The organism is Bifidobacterium pseudolongum subsp. globosum (assembly GCF_004155535.1).
Classification (GTDB): domain Bacteria; phylum Actinomycetota; class Actinomycetes; order Actinomycetales; family Bifidobacteriaceae; genus Bifidobacterium; species Bifidobacterium pseudolongum_C.
Window position 1 is genome coordinate 1 of record NZ_RYUH01000014.1, and the last position, 23,435, is coordinate 23,435.

Below are 23,435 nucleotides of genomic sequence, written 5' to 3' on the forward strand. Positions count from 1 at the left end.
CGACGCATGAGCGAAGCCCTCATGTTCGACCACACCAACAACCAATCAACCACGACCAGCATGCCCCAATGACCAAAACCGAAAAAACTACATGACCAAAACCAAAACACCGACTTGACAAAATACACGCGCGACACCATGCGCCGCCGCATACGCGAACGGACCATGTTCACCTTCATGGACCCCGAACTGGGCACCGCGACACCCGTGCCGACCACCAACAACGCCATCGAATCGCAAAACGCACGCATCCGCGCCATGCTCAGGAACCACCGCGGCCTGTGCCTGCTCCGTCGCATCAAGGCCGTGTGCTGGTGGTGCCACCAACACACTGAACACCCCGAAAACCCCGCATGGCTGGCCACGCATGCGTGGCGCGACGAACAGATCGAACACCTCTACCGACAGGCATGGGAACGCAGCGACGGAGGAAGGCAGCAAGTCTTCGGCATCCCCGCCAGATACGGAACCGGCATCGACTGGAACGAATTCCACACCAACACACCATGGAAAGACACCGACTAGCCAGACACACTTTTTGGCCTATAACCCAAGATTCAAACAGGGGCGAATATACATCAATTCCAAGGAAAACAAACTGATTCGTGTTCGATGACGGAAGAGGTCCAGGAATGTCACCCCTCCGAAACGCGGAGGTTATCAGGTGTCAATCGCGGGACCTCTTCATTCAACATTCTATCACATCCCGGTGGATTGCCGCAGTAGCCGACCGGAGCCGACTGTAAATCGGCCGCCATTGAGCCGCGCAGGTGCGAATCCTGCATCCACCACGTATCCGCGGACCCCGCACGCCGCGTCGCTAACCGTGCGCACCACACAGCAAAGGAAACAGCAATGCCGAAACTGCACAACCCCGACCTCTGGCAGCAGTCCAGCCCACGCCCGTACCGCACCATCACCAGCAATGGCGAAGACGGCTCGGGCGACACCGAACCGAAGGATCCGCCACAGCAGGAGCCAAACGGCGAACACAACGGCGACGGGGCGGATGCGTCCAAGGAGTTCAGCCATGCGCTCGCCAAACGCGTCGCCGAGATCGAGAAGAAGTACGAGGCCAAGCTCAAGGACTACGAGCAGCGGATCATCCCCGCGCATGCGGGGCAAACCCGATGACGTACCAGCGCATCGGCTGGCCGGACGGATCATCCCCGCGCATGCGGGGCAAACACCTTTTGGGACCTGCACCTGCGGAGTGTTGAGGGATCATCCCCGCGCATGCGGGGCAAACGACCCTCGCGGGATATGACCCGGACAAGTACAAGGACCTGTACGAATCGGCGAAACGCATGGCCGCCGATGCCGGCGAAAGCACAAGCTCACGGAACGTGTTCTCATGGCTGAGAGAACGGTTCCCCCATGCCTTCACCGACGGGTCCGCTCTGGACCCCGAACTGCGCATCCCACGCGGGTGCGAACTATACAAAGCCCTCGGTGAGAGGCATGCATTGCGCGTCGATAAGATGCTCAACGCGTCAAAGCATCCGGACACCGCGCCTATGGGCGCGCCGGGCAAAGGACTACCTAATCATCGACAAGCACTTCGGTGGCACCGCGCACTTCTCACCCGTGGAGGGAGGCATTTTCCTTGACCTGAAAAGGATATACGCAGGCGACAGCGTGCACCGCCCGTATCAGAACCTGTTCCATGAGACCGCCCATATGCTTGACCAGCTGCTTGGCGGTGCCATGCCCTATTCGTACCAGCAGATGTTCGGCACATCGATCCGCAACGAAGGCCGGCGTCTTCTGGAACAGGAGAAAGCGTCCATCAGGAACCAACGCGTCAGCCGGTTGGATGAAATACAAAGCTATTTCAACAAACATGGCCGTTGGAAGAAAACGGACCTCGTGTGGATGAAGGACAACGGCCTATTGAAAGACCTGTACGCCAACAGCGTCGAGGGCTACGGCCCCGACGCCAATATGCGCTGGCACATCGAACAGTTGAAGAACAGCATCGAAATCAGCGACGACGAAGCCATGAGGAACATTGCGAAACATATACGCGCAGAGTCGAAGCCGACAGACCGCAACGTCGATGACATACTGCAGGCGGCTCTAGGCGATGACTATCCCCGATCGGTCGGGCATGGCGATGGGTACTTCTCCTCATTCCAGCACGTCTGTGGCGAACCTTGGGCGGAGATTATGGATGCCCAGCTCGCGAATCCAAAGGCTTACGAGCTGATAGAGCAGTATTTCCCGAAATCGGTTACAATATTCAATACCATGGTGAAGGAGGTGCTGGCATGAAAACGCAAGGGCTTGATGTCTTCTATGACGGCGACTTCGAGCAGTTCCTCGCCGAGGACCACGATGCAATGACACTGAAAAAAGACACAGATGACGCGTTGGGCACCTATTGCGGCATGTTCCATGGCCCGTTCTTCAACATAGAGGATACCTCCATCAACGTTTCTGATGAGGAGTTGTATCGGTGGGTCAGCTGGTGCATCTTCTATGGGAGATCGAAAGACGAGTATCCACTCGCGAATCAGTGAATCAACGCAAGGCCTCCATTCTTGGAGGCCTTTTGCATACCAGGACTGGAAGGCCTCTACCCCATCGGTTCGATTCCGGTGCAGTCCACTGGAGCCCGTCGCATGGCGGGCTTTTTCATGCCCGCATGGGCCCGAGAGAACAGGAGACGACATGGCAGACGACACAGGCACCCAGAACGAGAACGCCGACGAACCGCAGGGCACGCAGGACGAATCCACGGACTGGGAGGCGAAATACAAGGAGGCGGTCGCGCAGTCACGCAAATGGGAGGACCGCGCCAAGGCCAGCTTCGCTGATTTCGAGGAACTCAAGAAGCTCAAGGAAGCGCAGATGAGTGACGCGGAGAAGACCGCCAAGCGCATCGCCGAACTCGAGCAGGAGAACGCCGGCTACAAGGCCGCACAACAGCAGGAGCAATGGCGTACACAGGTCGCGAAGAAGACCGGTGCGCCGGCCGATGTGCTTCGCGGCACGAGTCTGGAGGAGATCGAGGCGCATGCCGCATCCCTCGAACCTTTACTGCATCCAGCGCCGAAACTGCCGCATGTCAGCGACCCGGCCAAGCAGCCCTCTGGCAAGACCGCCGATGAGGAAGCCAAGGCGTGGGTGTCGCGCCTGTTCGGTGAAGACAAGTAACCCCATAACATCCAACAAGTTAGGAGCCTCATATGGCATTGCAAACAGACAAGGTGCTGCTTCCGAAGGAAGTGGCGACCGTCATCACGAAGAAGGCGAAGGGATACATCGACCATCGCGGCGCTCAGCCCCAGCGAACCACAGCTGTTCCTCGACAAGGAATATATGGTGTTCTCCGGCAACGCCGAAGCCGAGGTCATCGTCGAAGGCAAGCAGAAGTCCTCCTACGAGGAGACGCTCAGCCCGGTCGTGGGCAAGCGCGGATCATCCCCGCGCATGCGGGGCAAACAATCGGAGGCCTTGCATTGTCTCATTGATTCGCGAGTGGGTACTCTTCCTTCGGTCTGCCGTAATAGTTGCACCATAGCAACCAACGGCGTAGTTCTTCTTGTGTGACGTTGATGGATGTGTCCTCGATATCAAAGAAGCCGACGCCATGGGACACGGCATACGCCGACAACAGGTCACCGCCTGGAATATCTCTTGCCTCCTCGCAGAAAGCTTCGAAATCAGCATCTGCCATCATCCCGTCACCTCCTTCACCATGCTATTAAACATTGTAGCTGATTGCGGAAAGACACGTTCTATCAACGACCATGCATCAGGATTCGCGATCTGCGAGCTCATCATCTCAGCCCAAGCCTCGGCGCATTGACGTGTGGGATTGAAATACCCATCACCGAGATGGCCAACCCAGTATGGGTAGTCATCGCCGAGAGCGGCTTGCAGCATATCGTCTACATCTAGGTCTGTTACGTCTGTGAGCTTTCGGCCTTCGTGTACCTTGTCCGCTATGGCGCGGAGGATTTCTTTGCGTTCCGGCGGATTGACCAGCATGTCTTCATATGCGGTGATTCTGCTGCTTAGCTGCCATGCCTTCTCGCCTCGGAAGTTGGATATGTCAGAGATGATCCCGGCATTCTGCAATATGGTCAACTGCTGCGCTGTGAGTTGCCCGGAACGCCGAAGTCTAGCGCGCATCTCGGCGACCATCGGCAGCTGTTTCCTACGCTTTTGCACGAGTTCTTTTCGTGTGGCATTGAACAGGTTCATGGCATCGGTGAACAATGTCTCGTTGAATGTCTTGCCATCGTTTTTCGCCTGTGTGGAATAGTAGGTGTTCTTGCCGAGCAGGTAGTCGAGCATGTGCGCGGTCTCGTGGAACAGAGTCTGATATGGGCGGTGAGCGTCGTCGCCGGTGAAGATCTTCTCCAAGTCAAGGAAGATGCCTCCGCGCACTGGGGAGAAGCGCGTGGTACCGCCGAAGCCCTTGTCAAGGATCAGGTAATCCTTTGCGTACTTGGCCCATAGGCGTGCGGTGTCCGGGTGCGGATCATCCCCGCGCATGCGGGGCAAACAAAAGATCATGGGCCATTTTGGTGAAGCGTTCCGGATCATTCCCGCAATTGCAGGACACAGCAAGTATAACGGGGGGAACATCCCTCCAGCAAAAAGTAAGAGCATTGATCCCCCACACGCAAGGCAAACGCAATCTTCAGTGACGCACCGGCTTTTAAGGTCGAATCATCCCCGCACATACGGGGCAAATGCGGTGAGTATGGCCTGCTTCGCCCACTTCGACGGATCGCATACGATATTTCACTGGTTCTCAACAATGTGTTTTCCCAATTGCGAATGCGTTCAGGAAATCCTGCGCCTGCGCGCGCAGCGGAATTGTGAAACGTGAATCACGAATCATGGTGACACGTTCGCGAAGCTTATCCACATCAATGTCACCTGCCTCCACTAACGAACCGACATACAGCCGGTCCTTTTCCTCAAGGCGGGTGAGTTTCGCCGCACACAAATCATAGGGATCCAGACAATAAATCTCCGTACGCGTCTGCTGTCCGGGAACCTCCAACCGCACCAGTCTGTCTTCCCATCTCATCGGCAGTATGGCAGTACCAGTTTCGACACCCTGCGCATAAACCTTGAACGAATCACGGAAGCGGGTTTCCTCCCCTAGATATCCTTCAATCAAGTCTGCGAGATCCTGACCGGGCATGTCGAATGCGTATTCGTCCTCGGCCGTGGGCATGAAGGCGACATCCACTTCCACCGAACGGGTCGTGTATGCCGGCAGGTATTCGTCGTCCCAGGATCCAAGGATGGACTGAGAACCGATTATGAGGATTCTCGCGGGCTTCGCATTGACATCTATCCCGCGTATCGCGCGTTGGTTCTCTACTATTTCAGCCGATGCACGCAGCAGATGATAGAACTGCTCTCTGTTCATCACGCGACTCCTTGATGATTCGCCAGTTCTCCTCTTCGCCAAGCATGCCAGACAGAGGATTGTTCTGTCTCATATTGATGCCGTACGGCGTGGTGTCTAATGCAACGGTTCGCAAACCGGACGGGTCAGGATCATGCAATGCGTCCTCCCAATCGTCGATTAGCCGCTGAAAGTAATCGCCGTTGACCATGGAACGGACCTCTGGCAGTTGCGCCAACCCCCACCGGCGGATCTGATCAATAGGATACTGGGAAAACAACCGGTTCATGCGCAGCCACTGCCGGTATTCCTCAATGCTGCGGAAATCTCTGATATCCGTCACGAGATTCCTCCTTCCAGCTCGTTCCGCTCTTGCATCATTTTATACTGCTTATACTGCGATTTTACCGTAACAAACACTATACAAACCTTGTATCTGTTCCAAAAACTGACACGTGAGTACGTGGAACGGTTCCACAAGCCTTACTTCCATTTTGGGGAGTCGTATCCCCAGAGTCTGACCGAATGCATCAAAGACATCCAGCACTGGCTCGATATCGACAAGCCGAAACCATAGGGCGAAGTTCCAGATGATGCGCTCATCTGAATACCCACAGGATAACGTGATGAAAGAACTGTCATGAGTGAACGCGGCCGTAGAACTTCCTACAATGGTGACTTTGCCCGGTATCTCCCTGAAGAAATGCGCGACCGCAACGTTGAAAAATGAATCTTGCTGAAGCGCTGATAGTGTATTGGGGCATGTTCCACGGTCCGTTCTTCAACATAGAGGATCATCCCCGCGCATGCGGGGCAAACTTCTTGTCGGCGGCGATGGCCTCCGGCGTGATCGGATCATCCCCGCGCATGCGGGGCAAACTTGTTCGTGGTCGCCTCGACCCGCTGCCGTTTCGGATCATCCCCGCGCATGCGGGGCAAACATGCTTTTTCTCGGGTGATTTCGAGTGGCGTGCTGCCGTTGAGGATGTCGGTGATCTGTTCGAGGCTGTGGGCGATGCGGTCGAGGGCCTGTTCACTGGTCATGATCGGCTGGTTTCGGGTCGTGGTCGGTGTATGGCTCGTGTTCCGTGTTGTCCGGCTGTGGTTCTGTCCGTTCGTCGTTGGGTGTGTCGAACAGGTATTCAGGGATCAGTAGTGGTTCCGGTTTTTCGCCGGGTTCGCACGTCGGCAGGGCGGCGATTTCTTTGTCGACTGGCGGGTAGTATTCCCTGCATTTCATTGGTGGATCTATTGGCGTGCGCATTGTTATGTTCGTTTCTTTATGATGCTTTTCGCGTGTTTCTTGGCTGCCCTGTTGTTGAGTTGTAAGACTCGTTGTAGGGCCTTTCTCTGTTGTTCAAGACATAGTTTATGGCACGGCTCATTGGTTTGGCGTTTTTGCCGTTCGCTCGCACGTCGGCGAGTGCGGATCATCCCCGCGCATGCGGGGCAAACTTGGCTTATGAGATGATAGAACTGCATAACGCCGGATCATCCCCGCGCATGCGGGGCAAACTTTCCCGCCGGCGGATCCGGCGTAGTGAGAAACACTGAAAACGGTAGAATAGAAGTAGGGCTTTCCAAGAGGAAGAAATGGAAGACAGGGGGCGAACGCCATGGATGATGTGAACAGACAAGTGGTTGAGATCGCCAAGCAATGCATTAACGTAATCAAACATGTGTCTTCTGACGAAGCGGATTACATGGAGTCGTTCCTCGACGTCGGTGAGCCTGATCTCGCGATTGTGCGGGCTTTGGATACGGCCTGCGCCAACCCTGAGATACTCAAACAAATCCCAGAATCAGTAAAAGAACTGACCAAGGATCCGGATTATCCGGAGATTCAACGCTTCGCGGACCTCTTTGAATGAACCGGGTCCACTCGAAACAGCGGATTATCCCCGCGCATGCGGGGCAAACCGAGCCCCGATACGGCCCCGCCGATATTGCCGCGGATCATCCCCGCGCATGCGGGGCAAACCTGTCCGGGGATCTGGCCGACCTCCGCGGAGCCGGATCATCCCCGCGCATGCGGGGCAAACCGCTCGCCTGTCAGGCTGTTGCGCACGGTGACCGGATCATCCCCGCGCATGCGGGGCAAACAGTCACCGTAGCCGCTGTGCAGTGGGTCAAGTCGGATCATCCCCGCGCATGCGGGGCAAACGTCGGCGATCGCATCCTGTGCCGCTTTGAGCGCGGATCATCCCCGCGCATGCGGGGCAAACTTTTGCATGGTGATGCCGGTGACGAAGCCCTCCGGATCATCCCCGCGCATGCGGGGCAAACAGCGTAACCGCTGCGCAAAAAAACTTCTTGTTCGGATCATCCCCGCGCATGCGGGGCAAACGGTGATTTTCAGGGTTTCCCGTTCCTCCATTTCGGATCATCCCCGCGCATGCGGGGCAAACAGTCTGATTCTATTAGCAAAACACTCTCCAACAATGCCCGAAAAATTCGATTTGCACAGTCGGCCACACTTCGCTAACGTCATCATGATTCCGAACTTCTTCACTGCGGTAATACCCGACTCTCAGTTTAGCATCGGGTCAACAATCATTCCTACACATGCGGGGCAAACCTTGAGCAGATCGATAATCGCAAGACTGCAGTCGGACCCTCCTGCACCCGCAGCCACAAAGGAAGGTCCTTCGTCCGCGAACGCTAGAATAAGGGTTCGATTGATTCGTTGACTTTACGCAGACATGCCATGAGTCGGTCGAAGTCTTGCGAGGCCAGTGTTTCACGTAATGTTTCAGCCCGTGTCAGCACATGAGCGGCCATTGTACGAGCAAGAACAACCACCCGTTCCTCATCAAGCATATGCCTACGTGCCAGCTCAGCCCATTGGGAGGGTGTCACCTGTTCGGCAAACGGAGCATCCTCATCTATCGGCATCGCGTACTCCCACACAAACTCAGGCCAGAATCTGGTGGCGACAGCATCGTACACCGGAGATAATCGCACACCATCGGCGCCCAGCATCAATGAATAGTTCTTCGCATGCGCATCGCTGTTCGCGGTCGAAACATTAAACGCATACCGCTCAAGCCATACATATGCCAACTCATCGCTTGCATCCACACGGTGCAACAAATCAAGCACGTCATCGACGCTCACATCGTATTTCATCCGTCCTGGCAGTCCCATGGCCTGCAGCAGATCCTCTTGGCGCAAACGCACAATACGGCCATCCCTGACAGCACGGTCGAAACGTTCCACGATGTACGCATCATGTTCCTGTACGGACAACACACCATGCTGCGGTACTGGAAGACCGCACAACAGCGCTAAATCCATGACAGCGAGCTCGATGTCGCGCAGACCATGCAAATCCCTTGGCTGCGGTTTGACGATATGCGTCGACGGTACAGCGGCATTCGGCCAATACCACTCATCCTGAATACGAGTCAGCGAGAACTTGCCCTGCGCGCCGGCCAGAGAAAAACGCTCGTGCACGCCTTCCTCATTCCACCATGAATGCGGACGCCTCTCAATCAAGGCAATCTGATCGGCCAGCATATTCTCGTCAACCGGCTCGATCATTCTCGTAATGTTTTCCGCATCATCAGAACGAGTAAACACAAGACCACCGGTGGAGTCCACGCCATCAAGCAGGTCGAACACGTCAGTCGATGCCGCGCCCAGACGAAACATCATGGCATGGCGGGCAGTCTCCTCGTCGGGGAGGAGATTGTCAAGGAACGCTTCTGGCGCACGCACAGTCCAATCCCCATCCAGAGGCAAACTCACGCTAATTGGCGTATCGGCATCGGAATCGTACCGAAACTCCACCAGATTGTCATCGTCACGGATGAACATACCCACATGGCATCGATCGCCCACCCACACATGCAACACATCGCTCATAGCGACATCGTCACCATCTCAACCGGATACGCATGCACATGAATTCCCAACATCGCGAACACACGCCGGGTATCTTGCAAACTCGCTAAACCCCTGTCATACAACGAACGCACAGCATGCACATCGACATGCGCATCCGCTGCCACCCGCTCCATGCTCAAGTGGCGGCCATCAATCAACTCACGCACACGGCGTGCAACCGCTGACGGAGTCGGCAGATAATCCACATGTATCTTTGGCCTACGAGGCGCATCGTCATACACCGTCACATCATCGTATTGGCTCAAGTCCAGTGTTGTATGCATCTCCGCCTCCTCACATTTTCAGCCTTGCAATCATCTACTGCGATTTTACTGTAACAAACACTATACAAACCTTGTACATACTCCGTTGTCTAGATGAAAGTGTGTCATCTTTGTCAGGCTTGTAGGTTTGGCAGTTCGTCAGGTGTGCGGTCTCCGAGCATGCGCATGGGCCTGTTGTCGGTCTCGTAGACAATCTCCTACACCTCCCGTACCACGCCCATCGCGATTATGTGGCGTTTGAGCAGATAGCGGCGGATCATGCCGTCGCGATTCTCGTTACTCGCCCGCTGCCAGCTGGAGTACGAGTCCGAAGATCCTGGCCATACCCAGTTCGTCGCGCAGCCGCGTATGGCGTGGATTCATTGGTAGATTGTCTCTGGGCACACGTGCATGAGCCGGTCATCCGGCCACAGGACGCGCAGCCCGCCGGGCCAGCAGCGAGCAAACCCAGCCGCGACCACCTACGCCCACAGACACCCATACCCGACAAGCGATACAGCTTGCGCGGCTTCGCACTGCGCCGTCCGGCCTTGCACTGCGCGGGACCGGCGATACAATGACGGCGCCCACGGGCCGCCTTGAGGTGTTTTGGTCGGTACGACCCACTCATTGGACGGCAACCACATGTCGTGGTTGATCTGCCTGCTGATGGCGGATGCGCTGCGCCTGAGCATCGTGCCGACCGCCCGTATGCCGGTACCGTTGCCAATCTCAATCTGGACGACCTGCCGTTCTTCTTCCGACAGGTGTGAATACACCGCTCCCATAGGTGCAATAGTCCTTCGGCTTGGTTTTCTGGACAATTACCAACCCAACAGATGCTACACTTTCATTTAGATAACGGATATGGGAATTGACTCTCTCTTTGATAGACTTTGATAGACTAACCTTGATATATGAGATAAGTAGACCCATGCTGGAAATTAGCTTCCTACCTTCTTGATAGACTTGAACACTCAGGAAATTCGGCATATAGGAACTAAAGTTATTGATTTAGAGTCTGGTTTGCCTTTTCGCCAGTAGGCGTGTCGTCCCGTTGCAGATGCGCACGGGTATCTGCTTGTGTGGTTTCGTGTGCAATGTGTGTCATGAGGACACGTTCGAAGCAAGCGAAGAAATGCCCGGTCTGCCAGTCGCCGATGCGCAAGAACGGGCACGACCGCATGGGCCGGCAGCGTTGGCAGTGCGATGGGTGCAGGCTGACCGCCGGCACCAGGAACAACACCAAACGGCGCCGCACCCAGCTGGCGCAGTTCCTGGACTGGCTGCTCGAGGCCGCGCCCCAACGCAAACGCACGGAGAGCGCGCGCAACTTCCGCAAACGCGTGGACTGGTGCTGGCGGCTCGCCCCGCGCATCGAACCCGACGGCGTGGTGCATCGCACGGTCATGGCCGACGGCACCTACATGAACGGCTGGTGCCTGCTGACGGCGGTCGACGGCGAGGACGGCGAGGTGCTCGCCTGGCAGTGGTGCGCCCGGGAGAGCGCGGCCGCCTACCAGGCCCTGTTCGAACAGATCGCACCTCCCGACGTGCTCGTATGCGACGGCATGAAAGGCATCCTCAAAGCCTGCGCGCAAATCTGGCCGGGCACGCGCATCCAACGCTGCCTGGTCCACGTGCAACGCGACACAAGGGCCGATCTGACCTCCAGACCCAGACTGCAGGCGGGCAAGGATCTCAAACGCCTCGCCGACACGCTCATCCGCATCCACGACGCCGACACGGCCGCCAGGTGGGGCCAGGCGCCCGACGCGTGGCACGAACGCTGGAAAGGCATGCTGGCCGAACGCACGTATGCCAAGGACCATCCCGACGATCCCAGGGCCGCCACGAGCAGAAGCGGATGGTGGTGGACCCACCTGCCATTGCGCCGCGCCTATTTCAGGCTTGAACGCCTCTTCAAAGACGGCACGCTCTTTTGTTTCCTCGACCCCACACTGACCGCGCAGGGCCCCGTGCCACGCGACAGCAACCGCCTCGAGTGTATTTTGTCAAATTGGCGTTTTGGTTTTTGTCATTAGCTTTTTTCGGTTTTGTGCATGGGGCGTGCCGGCGGGTGGTTATTTGTTGTTGAACATGAGGGCTTGGCTCAGACGGCGGCTTGGCCCGTGGAATTCGATGAGGCGTCCGTGGTGGACGATGCGGTCGATGATGGCGGCGGCGAGTTTGTCGTCTGCGAAGATGGTGCCCCATTTGCCGAATTCGATGTTGGTGGTGAAGATGATGCTGCGGCGTTCGTATGCTCCGGCGATGATCTGGTAGAGCAGGCGTGCTCCGTCGATGTCGAAGGGCACGTAGCCGAATTCGTCGAGGATGATCAGGTCGGCGCGGCCTAGGTCCTTGAGGATCTGGTCGAGGTTGCCGGCGCGTTTGGCCTTGCCCAGTTGCAGGACGAGTTCGGCGGTCTGGCAGAAACGCACGGTGCGTCCCTGTTCGACGGCCTTGATGCCCAGGGCGGTGGCCAGGTGGGTCTTGCCGCGTCCGGTCTTGCCGTAGAAGACGAGGTCCTGTGCGTGGTCGAGGAACTCGAGGCTGGTGAGCTGGTCGGTGTCGTAGCCGTCGGGCATCTTGACGTGCGTGTAGTCGTAGCCGTCCAGGCTTTTGATGACGGGGAATTTGGCGCGGCGCAGCAGGCGTTGGCGTTTGCCTTGTTCGCGGTGCTCGATCTCGCGGGCGAGCATGGTGTTGACGGCGTCGATCTGGCGGGGCGTGGCCCATGCGAGCAGGTCGTCGATGGTGTCGTTGGAGATGAACAGGGCGCGCGCGTTGTCGCGCAGGCGGGTGGCGGTGTCGTTGTTCTTCATGGTGTGGTCCTTGTGGGGGTCAGTGGTGCAGGTCGCTGAAGGCGATGTCGTATTCGCTCAGGTCGACGGGTTCGTCGTAGACGATGGGTTCGTTGCCGGCACGCAGGCGCGCGGCCTGCAGTTCGACGCTGGCGGCGTCGAGGGTGCCGGTGGCCGAGAGCACGTCGCTCATCGCGTCGATGGCGGTCCGCCATCCGGTGTCGCGGCTGACGGCGAGCATGGTGCGCAGGTGGCCCTGCAGCTCGATGCGTCCTTGCTGGTCGAGCCACGAGCGCAGCGGGTCGGGCAGGGCGTCGCGCACCTTGCTGTTGGGCCACGCGTTGGCCCTGAACACGAGCGCCTCGAGCTGGTTGACCGGGTCGTCGCTGCTGGTGGGCGCGTCCCCGTACGCGCGTTCGTGCATGCCGATGGGCTTGCCGGTCGTGTCGAGGATCTCGACGCTGTCGGCGCGAAGGCCGACGATCAGCTCGCGTCCGGCGTGCTCGATGCCGGTGAAGTATCGGTGGCGTCCCTCGAGGGTGACGGCCCCGTATTTGTCGGCCTTCATGCGCTTGTAGGCCACCGGGTCGAATCCGGCGGCCGGCAATGGCAGCAGCATGGCCCTGTCGTGCTCGAACAGGCGCGACTCCCTCTCGCCCCTGCGGTAATGGGGCTTGTCGGCCATGGCCATGCAGCGTTCGAACAGGTCGGCGTTGAACGACTCGTAACCATACGCCTTGGGCACCGGCACGAACAGGGCGCGCCTGATCGCGCCGACCTTGGCCTCCACATTGCCCTTCTCATGGCCCGAATACGGGTTGCATAGCGTGGAGTCGAACCCGTAATGCGCGCGGAAGGCGGCGAACAGTTCCGTGTAGCGCACCCCGCCGTCCTTGCGCTTGTGCCCCACGCCGGCCGCGTTGTCGAACACGATGCGGCGCGGCACGCCCCCCCAGACGCTCGAACAGGCCACGAAGCGCCGCGCACGTGCACTCCGCGTTCGCCCGGGGTCAGGCAGGCGACCGCCGTGTTCGAATACGGGAACGAGAGCACGAAGAAGCGCATGCGCGTGCGCACCCCACGCCACCAGACATCGGTCTGGCCGAAATCGGCCTGCGCCTCCGCCTCATGCCATGAAAGGTCCAGAAACCCGCTCTCCCTTTCCAAGCGAAACTGCCGCTTGAGCTCGCCGACCTTGCGGTTCACCGTCGACAGGGACACGTCCGCACCATGCTCGTGCACCAGACGCTCATGGATGCGCGTGGCCGTGTGACGCTGCTTCGACCACGACTCGCGGTCCTCGGCCAGCCACTGCTCGATCAACGGCACCCACGGGTCGATCTTCGACGGCCTGGCCCGCTTGACCGGCGGCTTGGGCGACAGGTCACGCACCTTCAAGTACTTGCGCACGGTCGGCTCGCTCACGTTCAGCTCGCGGGCTATCGCCGCGACCGAGCAGCCTTCCTTTCGCATCGAACGGATAGAGTGGACTACGGACATGCTGATCATTGCCTTTCCGGGCCTTTCAACTGGAAGAATTAGAGCACTTCCCAGTCAACCAGACCCAACGGTGATGGTCGGCATGCTCCCATGCGCAAACCCGAAAAAACTACCTGACCAAAACCTCAATCCCCAATTGAACACAAACACTCGAGGGAGGGCTCAACGCCGCGCTCAAGTGCATGCTCGTCAACCACCGCGGCCTGCCCGAGGCGCACATGCGCCGCGCCTGCGAATGGCACTGCACCATGCACAGCGCCAAACCCGACCCCGCCCGCATCCTCAAGCAACACGACCGGCAGGGCAAACCACGTACAGACCAAGACAACGAGCCCGACATGACCCAGCCAACACTCGGAACCGGCACCGACTGGAACGAATTCCACGCCAGCACACGCTACCCAAACGCAACCGAATGAAAGTCTAAATCAATAACTTTAGTTCCTATATGCCGGAAATTCGTGATTCTTCACGCTGGAAATTAGCTTCCTACCTTCTTGATAGACTTGTAGGTCTCGATGACGAGTGGTGTCTGGCGCTGGAAATTAGCTTCCTACCTTCTTGATAGACTTGAAGAACGTGACAAGAGCGTTCCACACCGGCTGGAAATTAGCTTCCTACCTTCTTGATAGACTTGCGCATGTCCCGGTCTGTGCGGCCCATGCGCTGGAAATTAGCTTCCTACCTTCTTGATAGACTTGTCTCAGCCGACGTAGCGAACGACAGCTCGCTGGAAATTAGCTTCCTACCTTCTTGATAGACTTGTCGAAACCATCGACGGCTGGTGGCGGTGGCTGGAAATTAGCTTCCTACCTTCTTGATAGACTTGGCCTCGGTCTTGGTGACGCCGGGGATCTGCTGGAAATTAGCTTCCTACCTTCTTGATAGACTTGTGAACAATTCGCATGGGTCATCACCATCGCTGGAAATTAGCTTCCTACCTTCTTGATAGACTTGAGCACAAGAAGTGAACAGTGGTTTGCGGGCTGGAAATTAGCTTCCTACCTTCTTGATAGACTTGGGCCTGCCTTGAATACCGTACTCCTTCAGCTGGAAATTAGCTTCCTACCTTCTTGATAGACTTGTGAACAATTCGCATGGGTCATCACCATCGCTGGAAATTAGCTTCCTACCTTCTTGATAGACTTGCGCCGGAAGCATCATCGTATGGATCGGTGCTGGAAATTAGCTTCCTACCTTCTTGATAGACTTGTGAAGGTGGAACGCCCCGTGTTCCTGCAGCTGGAAATTAGCTTCCTACCTTCTTGATAGACTTGATTTCGCGGACGAGGTCACCGGGTCGATAGCTGGAAATTAGCTTCCTACCTTCTTGATAGACTTGACAATCCGTGTCCACCGTCACCTGCGTCGCTGGAAATTAGCTTCCTACCTTCTTGATAGACTTGAAACCACATCGCTAACCCGAATCTGATGCTGGAAATTAGCTTCCTACCTTCTTGATAGACTTGGCTCGGGCCCATACGCTTGATTCCGCCAGCTGGAAATTAGCTTCCTACCTTCTTGATAGACTTGTCGAGTTTGATGCACAGGTCGAGCGCGTGCTGGAAATTAGCTTCCTACCTTCTTGATAGACTTGTCGATGGCGTCCATGTCCACACCGTTCGGCTGGAAATTAGCTTCCTACCTTCTTGATAGACTTGCTGCATCAGTTGCAGCGGCAGTATGAATGCTGGAAATTAGCTTCCTACCTTCTTGATAGACTTGTTCCCCCGACCATCTGACCGACGTCGCGGCTGGAAATTAGCTTCCTACCTTCTTGATAGACTTGCTATGCCCTCTTCGCTGGAAATTAGCTTCCTACCTTCTTGATAGACTTGCGCATGCGCGACCAACTCCACTACGCCGGCTGGAAATTAGCTTCCTACCTTCTTGATAGACTTGCTAGGGAGATACTAGGGAACCCCACGCGCTGGAAATTAGCTTCCTACCTTCTTGATAGACTTGCGCCCACGCTACCGACTACCGGCGCGTCGCTGGAAATTAGCTTCCTACCTTCTTGATAGACTTGAAATCGTCGGCCCCGTAGCGCTGTAGATGCTGGAAATTAGCTTCCTACCTTCTTGATAGACTTGGTGCCGACGGGTTTGAGGCGATGACGGTGCTGGAAATTAGCTTCCTACCTTCTTGATAGACTTGCACCCGGCCTACTATCCGCGTGCCCTCTGCTGGAAATTAGCTTCCTACCTTCTTGATAGACTTGAGCGGAGCGCCCACTCGTCGATCTGCGTGCTGGAAATTAGCTTCCTACCTTCTTGATAGACTTGAGCCGTTCTCGGACTTGAAGCCGACGAAGCTGGAAATTAGCTTCCTACCTTCTTGATAGACTTGGCCATCACCAGCGCCATGCCGGACATGCGCTGGAAATTAGCTTCCTACCTTCTTGATAGACTTGTCTTGCTGGAATCATATGTGGTTCCGTCGCTGGAAATTAGCTTCCTACCTTCTTGATAGACTTGACCATGTCCACCGCATCCGAACCAATGGCTGGAAATTAGCTTCCTACCTTCTTGATAGACTTGGGTTCGCCGCACGTGGGCAGGATCGTGAGCTGGAAATTAGCTTCCTACCTTCTTGATAGACTTGGAGGCGGTCAGTTCCCGCCATGGTGTGCGCTGGAAATTAGCTTCCTACCTTCTTGATAGACTTGGACAACGATGCCATCCGCCGCCTGCGCAGCTGGAAATTAGCTTCCTACCTTCTTGATAGACTTGAATTGGCGCCACAGTTCCTGCTCGCGCTGCTGGAAATTAGCTTCCTACCTTCTTGATAGACTTGATCTTGCCCTTGGCCTTGAGTGTATCGAGCTGGAAATTAGCTTCCTACCTTCTTGATAGACTTGGGAAGTCTACGGTGATCCTGGCGCCAATGCTGGAAATTAGCTTCCTACCTTCTTGATAGACTTGCCGGCATGATGGTGATTCTCATTGGCGTGCTGGAAATTAGCTTCCTACCTTCTTGATAGACTTGCACCCACACCCATCAACCTCACCGCAGCGCTGGAAATTAGCTTCCTACCTTCTTGATAGACTTGCCGACCGGCCCGATTTGCGCGACGCGATGCTGGAAATTAGCTTCCTACCTTCTTGATAGACTTGCAGACGCACACGGGCCACTACGATCAATGCTGGAAATTAGCTTCCTACCTTCTTGATAGACTTGGTTCGTCGGCGAGCATCTCGTCGAGTGTGCTGGAAATTAGCTTCCTACCTTCTTGATAGACTTGCCAGAAGTTCGTGACACCAGTCACGCTCGCTGGAAATTAGCTTCCTACCTTCTTGATAGACTTGATAGCCTGCCAAGAAGGTAGGTTTTCCAACGATTTTCACCAAAAAGATGTTCAAAAAACAGTGCAGACATCTGGTGCCTCCACATTGTTTTGAGGAACCTCGTTGACAAAACGCAGAGATTGCGCCCATTGATGGTCGCTAATATGCACCACCCGTACTTTCCCCCCGGACGGTAAATGCTGCTTAATCATTTTCACCGTGGATCGGTTTCCCGATTGGGTTGGTGAGTATCTCGCATACACGGAGAACTGTACCATCATATAACCCATGTCAAGCAGCATATTCCTGAACGCTGTTGCCTCGCGTCGTTCATTCTTGGTCTGTACAGGCAAATCGAACATCACCAAACACCACATCCCCCCACTCTCCTCATCCTTTTTCATCATATCCTCCAAAAATCGGAGTTGCCAATACCCTCTCCTTCGACTCACAATATAAGCCAAATTGCTGTGCAAACTCGTCAATGGAACTGGGAATTGTCAGCCCTCCATTGAACTGAGAGTGCACTGCCTGCACCAATGCTGTTTTTTCGTCTTTCCCTAGGGAAGATCCTTGAATATCCAGTTGCGCAACCCGGCAATCAATGGCAGGACGATATGGTTCTATCAAATCGTCAGCCAAACAGAAATAATTGGATCGGTTGTGGTGTCCAACTCCAAAAACTGGCGACAAACCGGCTGAACATATTGATTTGATAACGAAACCGCGAAGAACGGCATAGGCGTAATCCAGTTGTGAATTACGCCCCTCTCCTGCTCCTGGAACGCGACGAAAACCCTCTCCACCAAAAAGGTACTGCCAATACTTTCTCGCCGCCTGTCCTTCAATATTGGTCAAATCACCGGAACGAACCGCTTTCGCAAGCTCACGAAGCTCATTCCCTCCTGATTTTTCACATACATCAAGGCAATGCGCCTGACCACGCACTTTAGCTTTGATAATCTGCATCCACGCATTTTTCTGCCGTGGTACGCTCATTGAGACCTGCGCACGCTGTCTGCGAGTAACAAACGTTGGAGAATCACTCCAACTATGCAAGGCTCCCACTGGAATCCCACGCCAGTCGCAGAGCATGACACTAATACCATGCTTTGCAAGTTCGAATAACAACGCAGTAGAGCATGTAGCCTTTTGTCCCAGCAATATCACGGCAATCTGAGCCAACGGGATCTCCACTGGATCCTCGCCTTCACGGCATACGCGCAAGCGTCCGCGAACATATCGCAGCTTACCTCGTAATTGTGTGCAATCCATGACTCGCCAAGCGCTTTGCATATTTCCACCCGCTTAATCGAAGGACCAACAAACTGGCATATGGTTGTAGGAAACATATCGTTTCTCACCAAGAGTATTCCGACGAACCACCGTTGCTTTGTAGGGAAGAATCTTCCCGATGGTCAAACGCCAACTTCTGGAAAATAGAGTATTCACATTAGCGAGGACTTTAGAGTCGACATCCAATCGTTCTAGGACTTTCGACAATCCTTCGAGTGCCAATACACTCGGTCGCAGATTGATTCTCGTCGCAGACTCGAAGCCCGTCACCACCCATCGACCAAGAATAGTGCTGTCAACATGCAGATCCTGTTCAAAAAGATTGAGGAAGGAAACCAGCTGATCGCTCACATCGTCGGGAAAATCCAGCTCAATCTCATCACCTACAACAAGATAACCCTTATACTCAGCACGCTCGTCGCGAATAGCATCGACTACATTGTGATCTGCATACCGCATCGAAATAGACTGCTCAGGAAGGGCACATGTGAATAAATCCTCATGAGTAGCACGCAGCAAATCGGGTTGGAACACGCGAATCATACCGTACGAATATGTACGCTCGCCTTTCTTGTTCTCCTTATACCACTTATAGATGCGAGCATGATGAATAGCACATCCAATATCAGCGGATCCTCGCTGCACAGCAATCTGCACACTGTTACCAGAAAAAAATGTCACAGTGTCCGATGCCGTGTAATACGTTCCATTCACCGTAATCTCACGATGCATATCTTCAGGAAGACCGTTCTTCGGCGAATATTCCGGCAAACGCGTCAAAGCACAATATAGTGCTGGCGTTGAGGCCTTCGCTATCAATTTGGCATCCATCGCATTACTTAGCGGAACTCTAACTAGCGGGTGAATAGTTGCATCATGAGCCGCAGAATTACCAGATGAATATCTGTACAAATGAGTTACTGGTATACGGTCTGCATCCAATGCTTCGTTGAGCAAATCCAACAGCGCACGCATAGACTCCACCCATTTTCTGTAGGCAGCATATCCTCGGTCATCCAAGGTTGGATATTCTTTCCACGCAACTTCGTCCTTTTCAATGTGGCCTATCGCATTCTGCGCTATATGCAAATTCCTGCGAATCTGCAAAGCTTGCGCAGCTCCTGATGTCATTATTGCGATTACTGCTGCATCAATGGCATGATGCCTACGGTCTAGACGCGTCTTATATTTTGCTCCAGCAAAATGAATTTGCCCATCGATTTGAGAAGCCTTACGCGCTTCGGCAGTGATACTTCCCTGATACACGCTCACTCGTGTCGCAGCTGGCTCATCTGCAGCCAAAGTTCCCGTATATCGTGCCGAGTTGTAATACCAGTCAATGCGTCGATGCAACTCATCAGCCATCCACGCGACTGATTCGATGGACCGATTGTCAATCGGTTCATCCTGTTCAGTCTCCCGCAATCGTGCGATTACGGAATTCATGAAATTTCTCGCCTCTCGGCTGCTCATTGCCAACGAATCGATATTGAACATCTTGACTCTAGCAAGGGCATCTTCTAAGGAAACACCTCGCTGCCGTGCTGCATCCGTCTGTGCCCATACGGCAAACGGCATATTGGATTTAGACCGATTACACTCCTCACATACGGCAGCAAAATTATTTCTGGTATTTGTGGAACCAACACCCTTGCGGGGGACAATATGGTCCATCTCGCATGTCTTGAAACTAATGGTGCGACCACAATACAGGCATTCGCCATTCTGCCGGGTAATGCACTCGATGCGCCGAAGATCGTAATCGCGAACGGTATCCAGCCCAAACTCCTTTTTCAGATCCTCTGCTTGTTGAGCTCGGTATGCGTTTCGCTTCGCGAGGTAGGACTCATAATCACGCTTGTCTTGACGCGCAGTGGGAATAGACGAGAACCCATTGCGCACATGCTCAATCTGAACTGATTCCGGGTTCCCCCATCGACTTTGCGCAGCAATCAGGAATCGATGGACGATTTTCAGCACCCTATCCACCGCAGCATTACCTAGGGGTGCATGGATTGGCAGTTGCGGGGGCCGCCAATTATCATCCACACCGAACAACGCTTTACGAGCCGCATGCAAATCGTCATCAGTATCCAGCATTCGTCTTGTCAGTTTATTCAGCGTCTTCACTGAATATGCCGCACGACCACTCGGCAAATCAATGGAATCTAACTTGGTCAGTGCATCATCATCAAGACGTTCAATGAACTCAATGGCTTCTGTAAATACTGGATCTTCTCGTTTGTCGTCAATATCGACCGCATTCGATAGCAGCGAAATCATTGCCTCATGCGTGGAATCATCAGTTTCATTCCACCATTGCTGGAGGAGTTTACGAAGCTTCGAATCTTTCAACCCCATAATCCGCTGCACGGATGTCAATTGCGGAGGTTGGCTTGTCACTCGCTCCTCGCCATCCTGAGTGAGCGAACCAACGCCCTTGAGGCGATTCCTTGGCAATCCCAGTTCCCTGCAAATATCGTTCCACAGCAGATTCTCTCCCGTCTGTTGCGATGCAAGGCGCTGGTACACCCGTTGCTTTTCATCGACCGTAAGCGGTCGCAGTGCATTACCATCCAAAATGCGAAGGTTGGTGATGATATTGGCGATACGATAACGTTGGAAGGCCAAAGAAGCTTTTGATGCCCTTATCTCCATGGGATCGAGGGCATCACGCCCTGCACGGCGTTCAGCAGAGCCACGCGGAGATTTCGCTTCGAATATAGCGAGAATCAACTCACGAGCCACTTCTTCCGAAACATGTTGCTGCTTGAAGATAGTGCGCAATTCATATGCATAGTCCGCCTGCATAAGACGAGTGGAAATAAGCCCTTCTCTGACGCCCAACTTCTTACTGCCAGTCGACGTACGGATGCGGATTGCCGGACCATGGTTTTCAGCGAGCACTGCATAAATGATTTGGGCAGGAGTCGCAGTTTCTGGAATGTATTCCCCACCAAGCTTCGCAATGGCACTATCTCGCAATTGTTGATATTGCTCTGATGATGGCGCGTCCACGCTCAGCAAAGATTCCACACGAATATATGGATTTCTCCACCCCCTATGCCGTGCAACATGCCTACAGGCTATGGAGATTGCACGTCTGCGCTCATCCTCATTTTCAATGTATTCAGACGCCGCCAATGCACGGATCTGCCACGCGCCAAATCCATGGAGCAGCCTTTCATCCACGATGGGGAAACCCAAATCGCTAAGTTTTTTATCCAACCTAGCCAAGCGAGCCTTCCTACGCCTACGCATACGACGCGTACGCCGTGCTATACCAGCCTGTTGCCGGCGGGAGTCCCCACTTTTCTGCGAATTTGGATCCACACCTCCATCATGAATCACGCTCATCGCCTTGAGAATGCGCACAGGCATCCCTGTCTCATCGAGTTCGATGGCCGCTAATCCTACGGAATACAGACCAACATCAACCCCAATAGTGTAACGCCTTTGTTTCATGTTGCCCCCTTTGGAAGTCATCGTCCTCTCAGTGTATAGCATATTCTTCAAATCACCTAATGTAGACCCATACTCCATCAGTAATTCTGTATCTACACACCATGCATCAAAAGTATGGTGGAATACGAAAACGGGGAAGCCGAAGCTTCCCCTGCGGAGCATTTCCGTTAGCATTCAAGATGGCTATCGAGTCCATCCTTACTGGAAATTAGCAAATCCGAGTATACACGATTATCAGTCTGCACACAACTTACCCCTGTCGCACCTCCGGCCACTTCGCGTCGCCCGGCACATCCGCCAGCGCATCCCCTACGCCCAGCACCTCGGCCCAATACTCCATCGGCTGGTCGTAGGGCTTCGCCTCTCCCCCGCGCGCCTGCAGCACGGCCTTTGCGGCGTGCACGTCTTCGCCGGTCAGTCCGCTGAAGTACGATTCGAGGCTGTTGCGGCGCTCCACATCGTAGAACAGGTTGCTCACGATCTGTGTGAGCAATTCCGCGCGCTCGATCGGCAGTGAGTCCCAGTGCCGCATCTCGATGAAGTTCTTCAAACGCACGTCGTTGAAGTGCGTGGAGAGCACGTGGTTGATCTCGTACGCGTTGAGCTCGCGGTCCGGGTATAGGTCGGCCGCGGTCGTGTAGAACGCGGCGAATTCGATGCCGTGCACGGACGCACCTTCCGCTTCCGGCGTGTGGGTCAGGTCGGCGAACATGAGCGGGGTGCTCAGCACGTCCGCCGCGTAATCCTCCCAGCTGAACCGCTCGTCGTACAGGCCCGGCGTCACGTTGGTACGTTGCACGTCGAGGTAGTCCCACATACGCTGGCGGCACAACGGCCACGGGTTCGGCGCGCCTTCGAAATATGGCGTATTGCGAAAGAACCATGCGAGGATCGGGCCGATCGCGGTGCCGAGGCGCATCTTGTCGATCGCGTCGCGTTCGCTTGTATAGTCGATGCTCACCTGCGTGGAGGCGGATGCGCGCATCATGCACGGGCCGAACTGCCCGATGCGCCCCAGGTACTCGTTCATCGCGGCGTAGCGCAGTTTGGGGTTGAGCGGGATGTCCGCGTATGAGCTCTTTGGCTGGTAGCCGTAGTTCACCAGGCGGAAATCGAGCTCGTCGAGGATCGGTGCGGCTTCGCGCATGAACTGCCCGTGCAGTTCGAGCAGATCCTCGGGTTTGCGCAGAATGCCGATCGACGTCTCGATCTGCCCGCCCGGTTCGAGCGAGATGGAGATTCCCTCGCGCGCGAGCCCGACGAGGTGGTCGTCCTGCCAGTATTCCTGCGCGGGGTCGTAGTACGGGCGCAGGCGGCGCAGCAGTTCCTCCACGCCGTTCGGCTCGCCGTAGGTGACCGCCGTGTCGTCGCTGTTGTGCACGGGCAGATGTTCGATCTCCACGCCGAAGCCCCCGGTGCCAGGCGTGGAGCACCCCTCCTCGAAGAATCGTACAAGACTGCGCACGTGGCGCGGATTCGGCTGAACCAGCAGATGCGCGTAGGAAACTCGTGGTGTCGTCATAAGTGCCCATAGTAACGCGCGCGCACGCGG

At 55.2% G+C, this 23,435-nt stretch carries 19 protein-coding genes, 1 tRNA gene, 4 pseudogenes and 2 CRISPR repeat arrays; of the genes and pseudogenes, 9 read left to right on the top strand and 15 right to left on the bottom strand.

Annotated features, from left to right (window positions below; genetic code table 11):
• Positions 1–129: 129 nt before the first annotated feature.
• From PG2093B_RS07050 to PG2093B_RS07070, 6 genes and pseudogenes are all read left to right on the top strand, one after another.
• A pseudogene (locus tag PG2093B_RS07050) lies at positions 130–525 on the top strand (IS256 family transposase); the annotation flags it as partial.
• A gap of 183 nt (positions 526–708) precedes the next feature.
• Positions 709–791: transfer RNA gene (locus PG2093B_RS07055), tRNA-Tyr, on the top strand.
• A gap of 64 nt (positions 792–855) precedes the next feature.
• Positions 856–1,134, top strand: a complete 279-nt coding sequence (locus tag PG2093B_RS09155) for a hypothetical protein (protein WP_431520219.1) — start codon at positions 856–858, stop codon at positions 1,132–1,134.
• Between the two features lie 453 nt (positions 1,135–1,587).
• Positions 1,588–2,274, top strand: coding sequence for a hypothetical protein (locus PG2093B_RS07060; protein WP_129897893.1), 687 nt, complete (start codon positions 1,588–1,590; stop codon positions 2,272–2,274).
• On the top strand, positions 2,271–2,522 hold the full coding sequence (locus PG2093B_RS07065) for a hypothetical protein (RefSeq protein WP_129897894.1): 252 nt from the start codon (positions 2,271–2,273) through the stop codon (positions 2,520–2,522). The genes PG2093B_RS07060 and PG2093B_RS07065 overlap by 4 nt, the downstream gene beginning before the upstream one ends.
• 151 nt (positions 2,523–2,673) lie before the next feature.
• Positions 2,674–3,159: a helicase gene (locus PG2093B_RS07070; protein WP_129897895.1), complete on the top strand. Its 486-nt coding sequence runs from the start codon at positions 2,674–2,676 to the stop codon at positions 3,157–3,159.
• Between the two features lie 310 nt (positions 3,160–3,469).
• Here PG2093B_RS07070 and PG2093B_RS09000 read toward each other — a convergent pair whose 3' ends face one another.
• The 6 genes from PG2093B_RS09000 to PG2093B_RS07100 form a co-directional block, all read right to left on the bottom strand.
• Positions 3,470–3,682 (bottom strand): hypothetical protein, encoded by a 213-nt coding sequence (locus tag PG2093B_RS09000; RefSeq protein WP_165369738.1) that lies wholly within the window; start codon positions 3,680–3,682, stop codon positions 3,470–3,472.
• Positions 3,682–4,557, bottom strand: coding sequence for a hypothetical protein (locus PG2093B_RS07080; protein ID WP_129897896.1), 876 nt, complete (start codon positions 4,555–4,557; stop codon positions 3,682–3,684). Before PG2093B_RS07080 ends, PG2093B_RS09000 begins: the two co-directional genes overlap by 1 nt.
• Before the next feature lie 211 nt (positions 4,558–4,768).
• Positions 4,769–5,398 carry a DUF6036 family nucleotidyltransferase gene (locus PG2093B_RS07085; RefSeq protein ID WP_129897897.1) on the bottom strand — a complete coding sequence of 210 codons (630 nt, stop codon included), beginning with the start codon at positions 5,396–5,398 and terminating at the stop codon, positions 4,769–4,771.
• Positions 5,355–5,720 (bottom strand): hypothetical protein, encoded by a 366-nt coding sequence (locus PG2093B_RS07090; RefSeq protein ID WP_129897898.1) that lies wholly within the window; start codon positions 5,718–5,720, stop codon positions 5,355–5,357. Before PG2093B_RS07090 ends, PG2093B_RS07085 begins: the two co-directional genes overlap by 44 nt.
• A gap of 512 nt (positions 5,721–6,232) precedes the next feature.
• Positions 6,233–6,421 carry a hypothetical protein gene (locus PG2093B_RS07095; protein ID WP_129897899.1) on the bottom strand — a complete coding sequence of 63 codons (189 nt, stop codon included), beginning with the start codon at positions 6,419–6,421 and terminating at the stop codon, positions 6,233–6,235.
• On the bottom strand, positions 6,411–6,617 hold the full coding sequence (locus PG2093B_RS07100) for a hypothetical protein (protein ID WP_129897900.1): 207 nt from the start codon (positions 6,615–6,617) through the stop codon (positions 6,411–6,413). The genes PG2093B_RS07095 and PG2093B_RS07100 overlap by 11 nt, the downstream gene beginning before the upstream one ends.
• Positions 6,618–6,993: 376 nt before the next feature.
• On the opposite strand from PG2093B_RS07100, the gene PG2093B_RS07105 reads away from it, so the two are divergent.
• Positions 6,994–7,248, top strand: a complete 255-nt coding sequence (locus PG2093B_RS07105) for a hypothetical protein (RefSeq protein WP_129897901.1) — start codon at positions 6,994–6,996, stop codon at positions 7,246–7,248.
• A gap of 20 nt (positions 7,249–7,268) precedes the next feature.
• Positions 7,269–7,785: a CRISPR direct-repeat array (repeat unit 29 nt; unit sequence CGGATCATCCCCGCGCATGCGGGGCAAAC).
• Positions 7,786–8,038: 253 nt separating this feature from the next.
• Here PG2093B_RS07105 and PG2093B_RS07110 read toward each other — a convergent pair.
• From PG2093B_RS07110 to PG2093B_RS09160, 3 genes are all read right to left on the bottom strand, one after another.
• The gene (locus PG2093B_RS07110; RefSeq protein WP_129897902.1) at positions 8,039–9,244 is read right to left on the bottom strand and encodes a HipA domain-containing protein; all 1,206 of its coding nucleotides are present in this window, start codon (positions 9,242–9,244) and stop codon (positions 8,039–8,041) included.
• Positions 9,241–9,549, bottom strand: a complete 309-nt coding sequence (locus tag PG2093B_RS07115) for an XRE family transcriptional regulator (RefSeq protein WP_129897903.1) — start codon at positions 9,547–9,549, stop codon at positions 9,241–9,243. Before PG2093B_RS07115 ends, PG2093B_RS07110 begins: the two co-directional genes overlap by 4 nt.
• Positions 9,550–10,010: 461 nt before the next feature.
• A complete protein-coding gene (locus tag PG2093B_RS09160) occupies positions 10,011–10,316 on the bottom strand; it encodes a helix-turn-helix domain-containing protein (RefSeq protein WP_242502852.1) in 306 nt (101 codons plus the stop codon).
• Between the two features lie 321 nt (positions 10,317–10,637).
• Here PG2093B_RS09160 and PG2093B_RS07125 point away from each other — a divergent pair.
• Positions 10,638–11,534: pseudogene (locus PG2093B_RS07125) on the top strand (IS1249 family transposase); the annotation flags it as partial.
• A 78-nt stretch (positions 11,535–11,612) separates the two neighbouring features.
• Here the strand turns inward: PG2093B_RS07125 and istB are convergent.
• Positions 11,613–12,356, bottom strand: coding sequence for an IS21-like element helper ATPase IstB (gene istB, locus PG2093B_RS07130; RefSeq protein WP_129897905.1), 744 nt, complete (start codon positions 12,354–12,356; stop codon positions 11,613–11,615).
• Positions 12,357–12,375: 19 nt separating this feature from the next.
• Positions 12,376–13,835 (bottom strand): annotated as a pseudogene (istA, locus tag PG2093B_RS07135) (IS21 family transposase).
• 140 nt (positions 13,836–13,975) lie between these two features.
• On the opposite strand from istA, the pseudogene PG2093B_RS09165 reads away from it, so the two are divergent.
• Positions 13,976–14,108, top strand: a pseudogene (locus PG2093B_RS09165) (IS256 family transposase); the annotation flags it as partial.
• 200 nt (positions 14,109–14,308) lie between these two features.
• Positions 14,309–17,143: a CRISPR direct-repeat array (repeat unit 36 nt; unit sequence GCTGGAAATTAGCTTCCTACCTTCTTGATAGACTTG).
• A gap of 50 nt (positions 17,144–17,193) precedes the next feature.
• Here the strand turns inward: PG2093B_RS09165 and cas2 are convergent.
• The 4 genes from cas2 to PG2093B_RS07160 all read right to left on the bottom strand — a co-directional run bounded on the left by cas2 (position 17,194) and on the right by PG2093B_RS07160 (position 23,405).
• Entirely contained in the window at positions 17,194–17,529 is a 336-nt protein-coding gene (gene cas2 / locus PG2093B_RS07145) for a CRISPR-associated endonuclease Cas2 (RefSeq protein WP_242502853.1), read from the bottom strand.
• On the bottom strand, positions 17,513–18,418 hold the full coding sequence (gene cas1 / locus PG2093B_RS07150) for a type II CRISPR-associated endonuclease Cas1 (protein ID WP_129897907.1): 906 nt from the start codon (positions 18,416–18,418) through the stop codon (positions 17,513–17,515). The genes cas2 and cas1 overlap by 17 nt, the downstream gene beginning before the upstream one ends.
• A 12-nt stretch (positions 18,419–18,430) precedes the next feature.
• The gene (gene cas9, locus PG2093B_RS07155) at positions 18,431–21,904 is read right to left on the bottom strand and encodes a type II CRISPR RNA-guided endonuclease Cas9 (protein WP_242502854.1); all 3,474 of its coding nucleotides are present in this window, start codon (positions 21,902–21,904) and stop codon (positions 18,431–18,433) included.
• Positions 21,905–22,133: 229 nt separating this feature from the next.
• Positions 22,134–23,405 (bottom strand): glutamate-cysteine ligase family protein, encoded by a 1,272-nt coding sequence (locus PG2093B_RS07160; RefSeq protein ID WP_129897908.1) that lies wholly within the window; start codon positions 23,403–23,405, stop codon positions 22,134–22,136.
• Between the last annotated feature and the right edge of the window lie 30 nt (positions 23,406–23,435).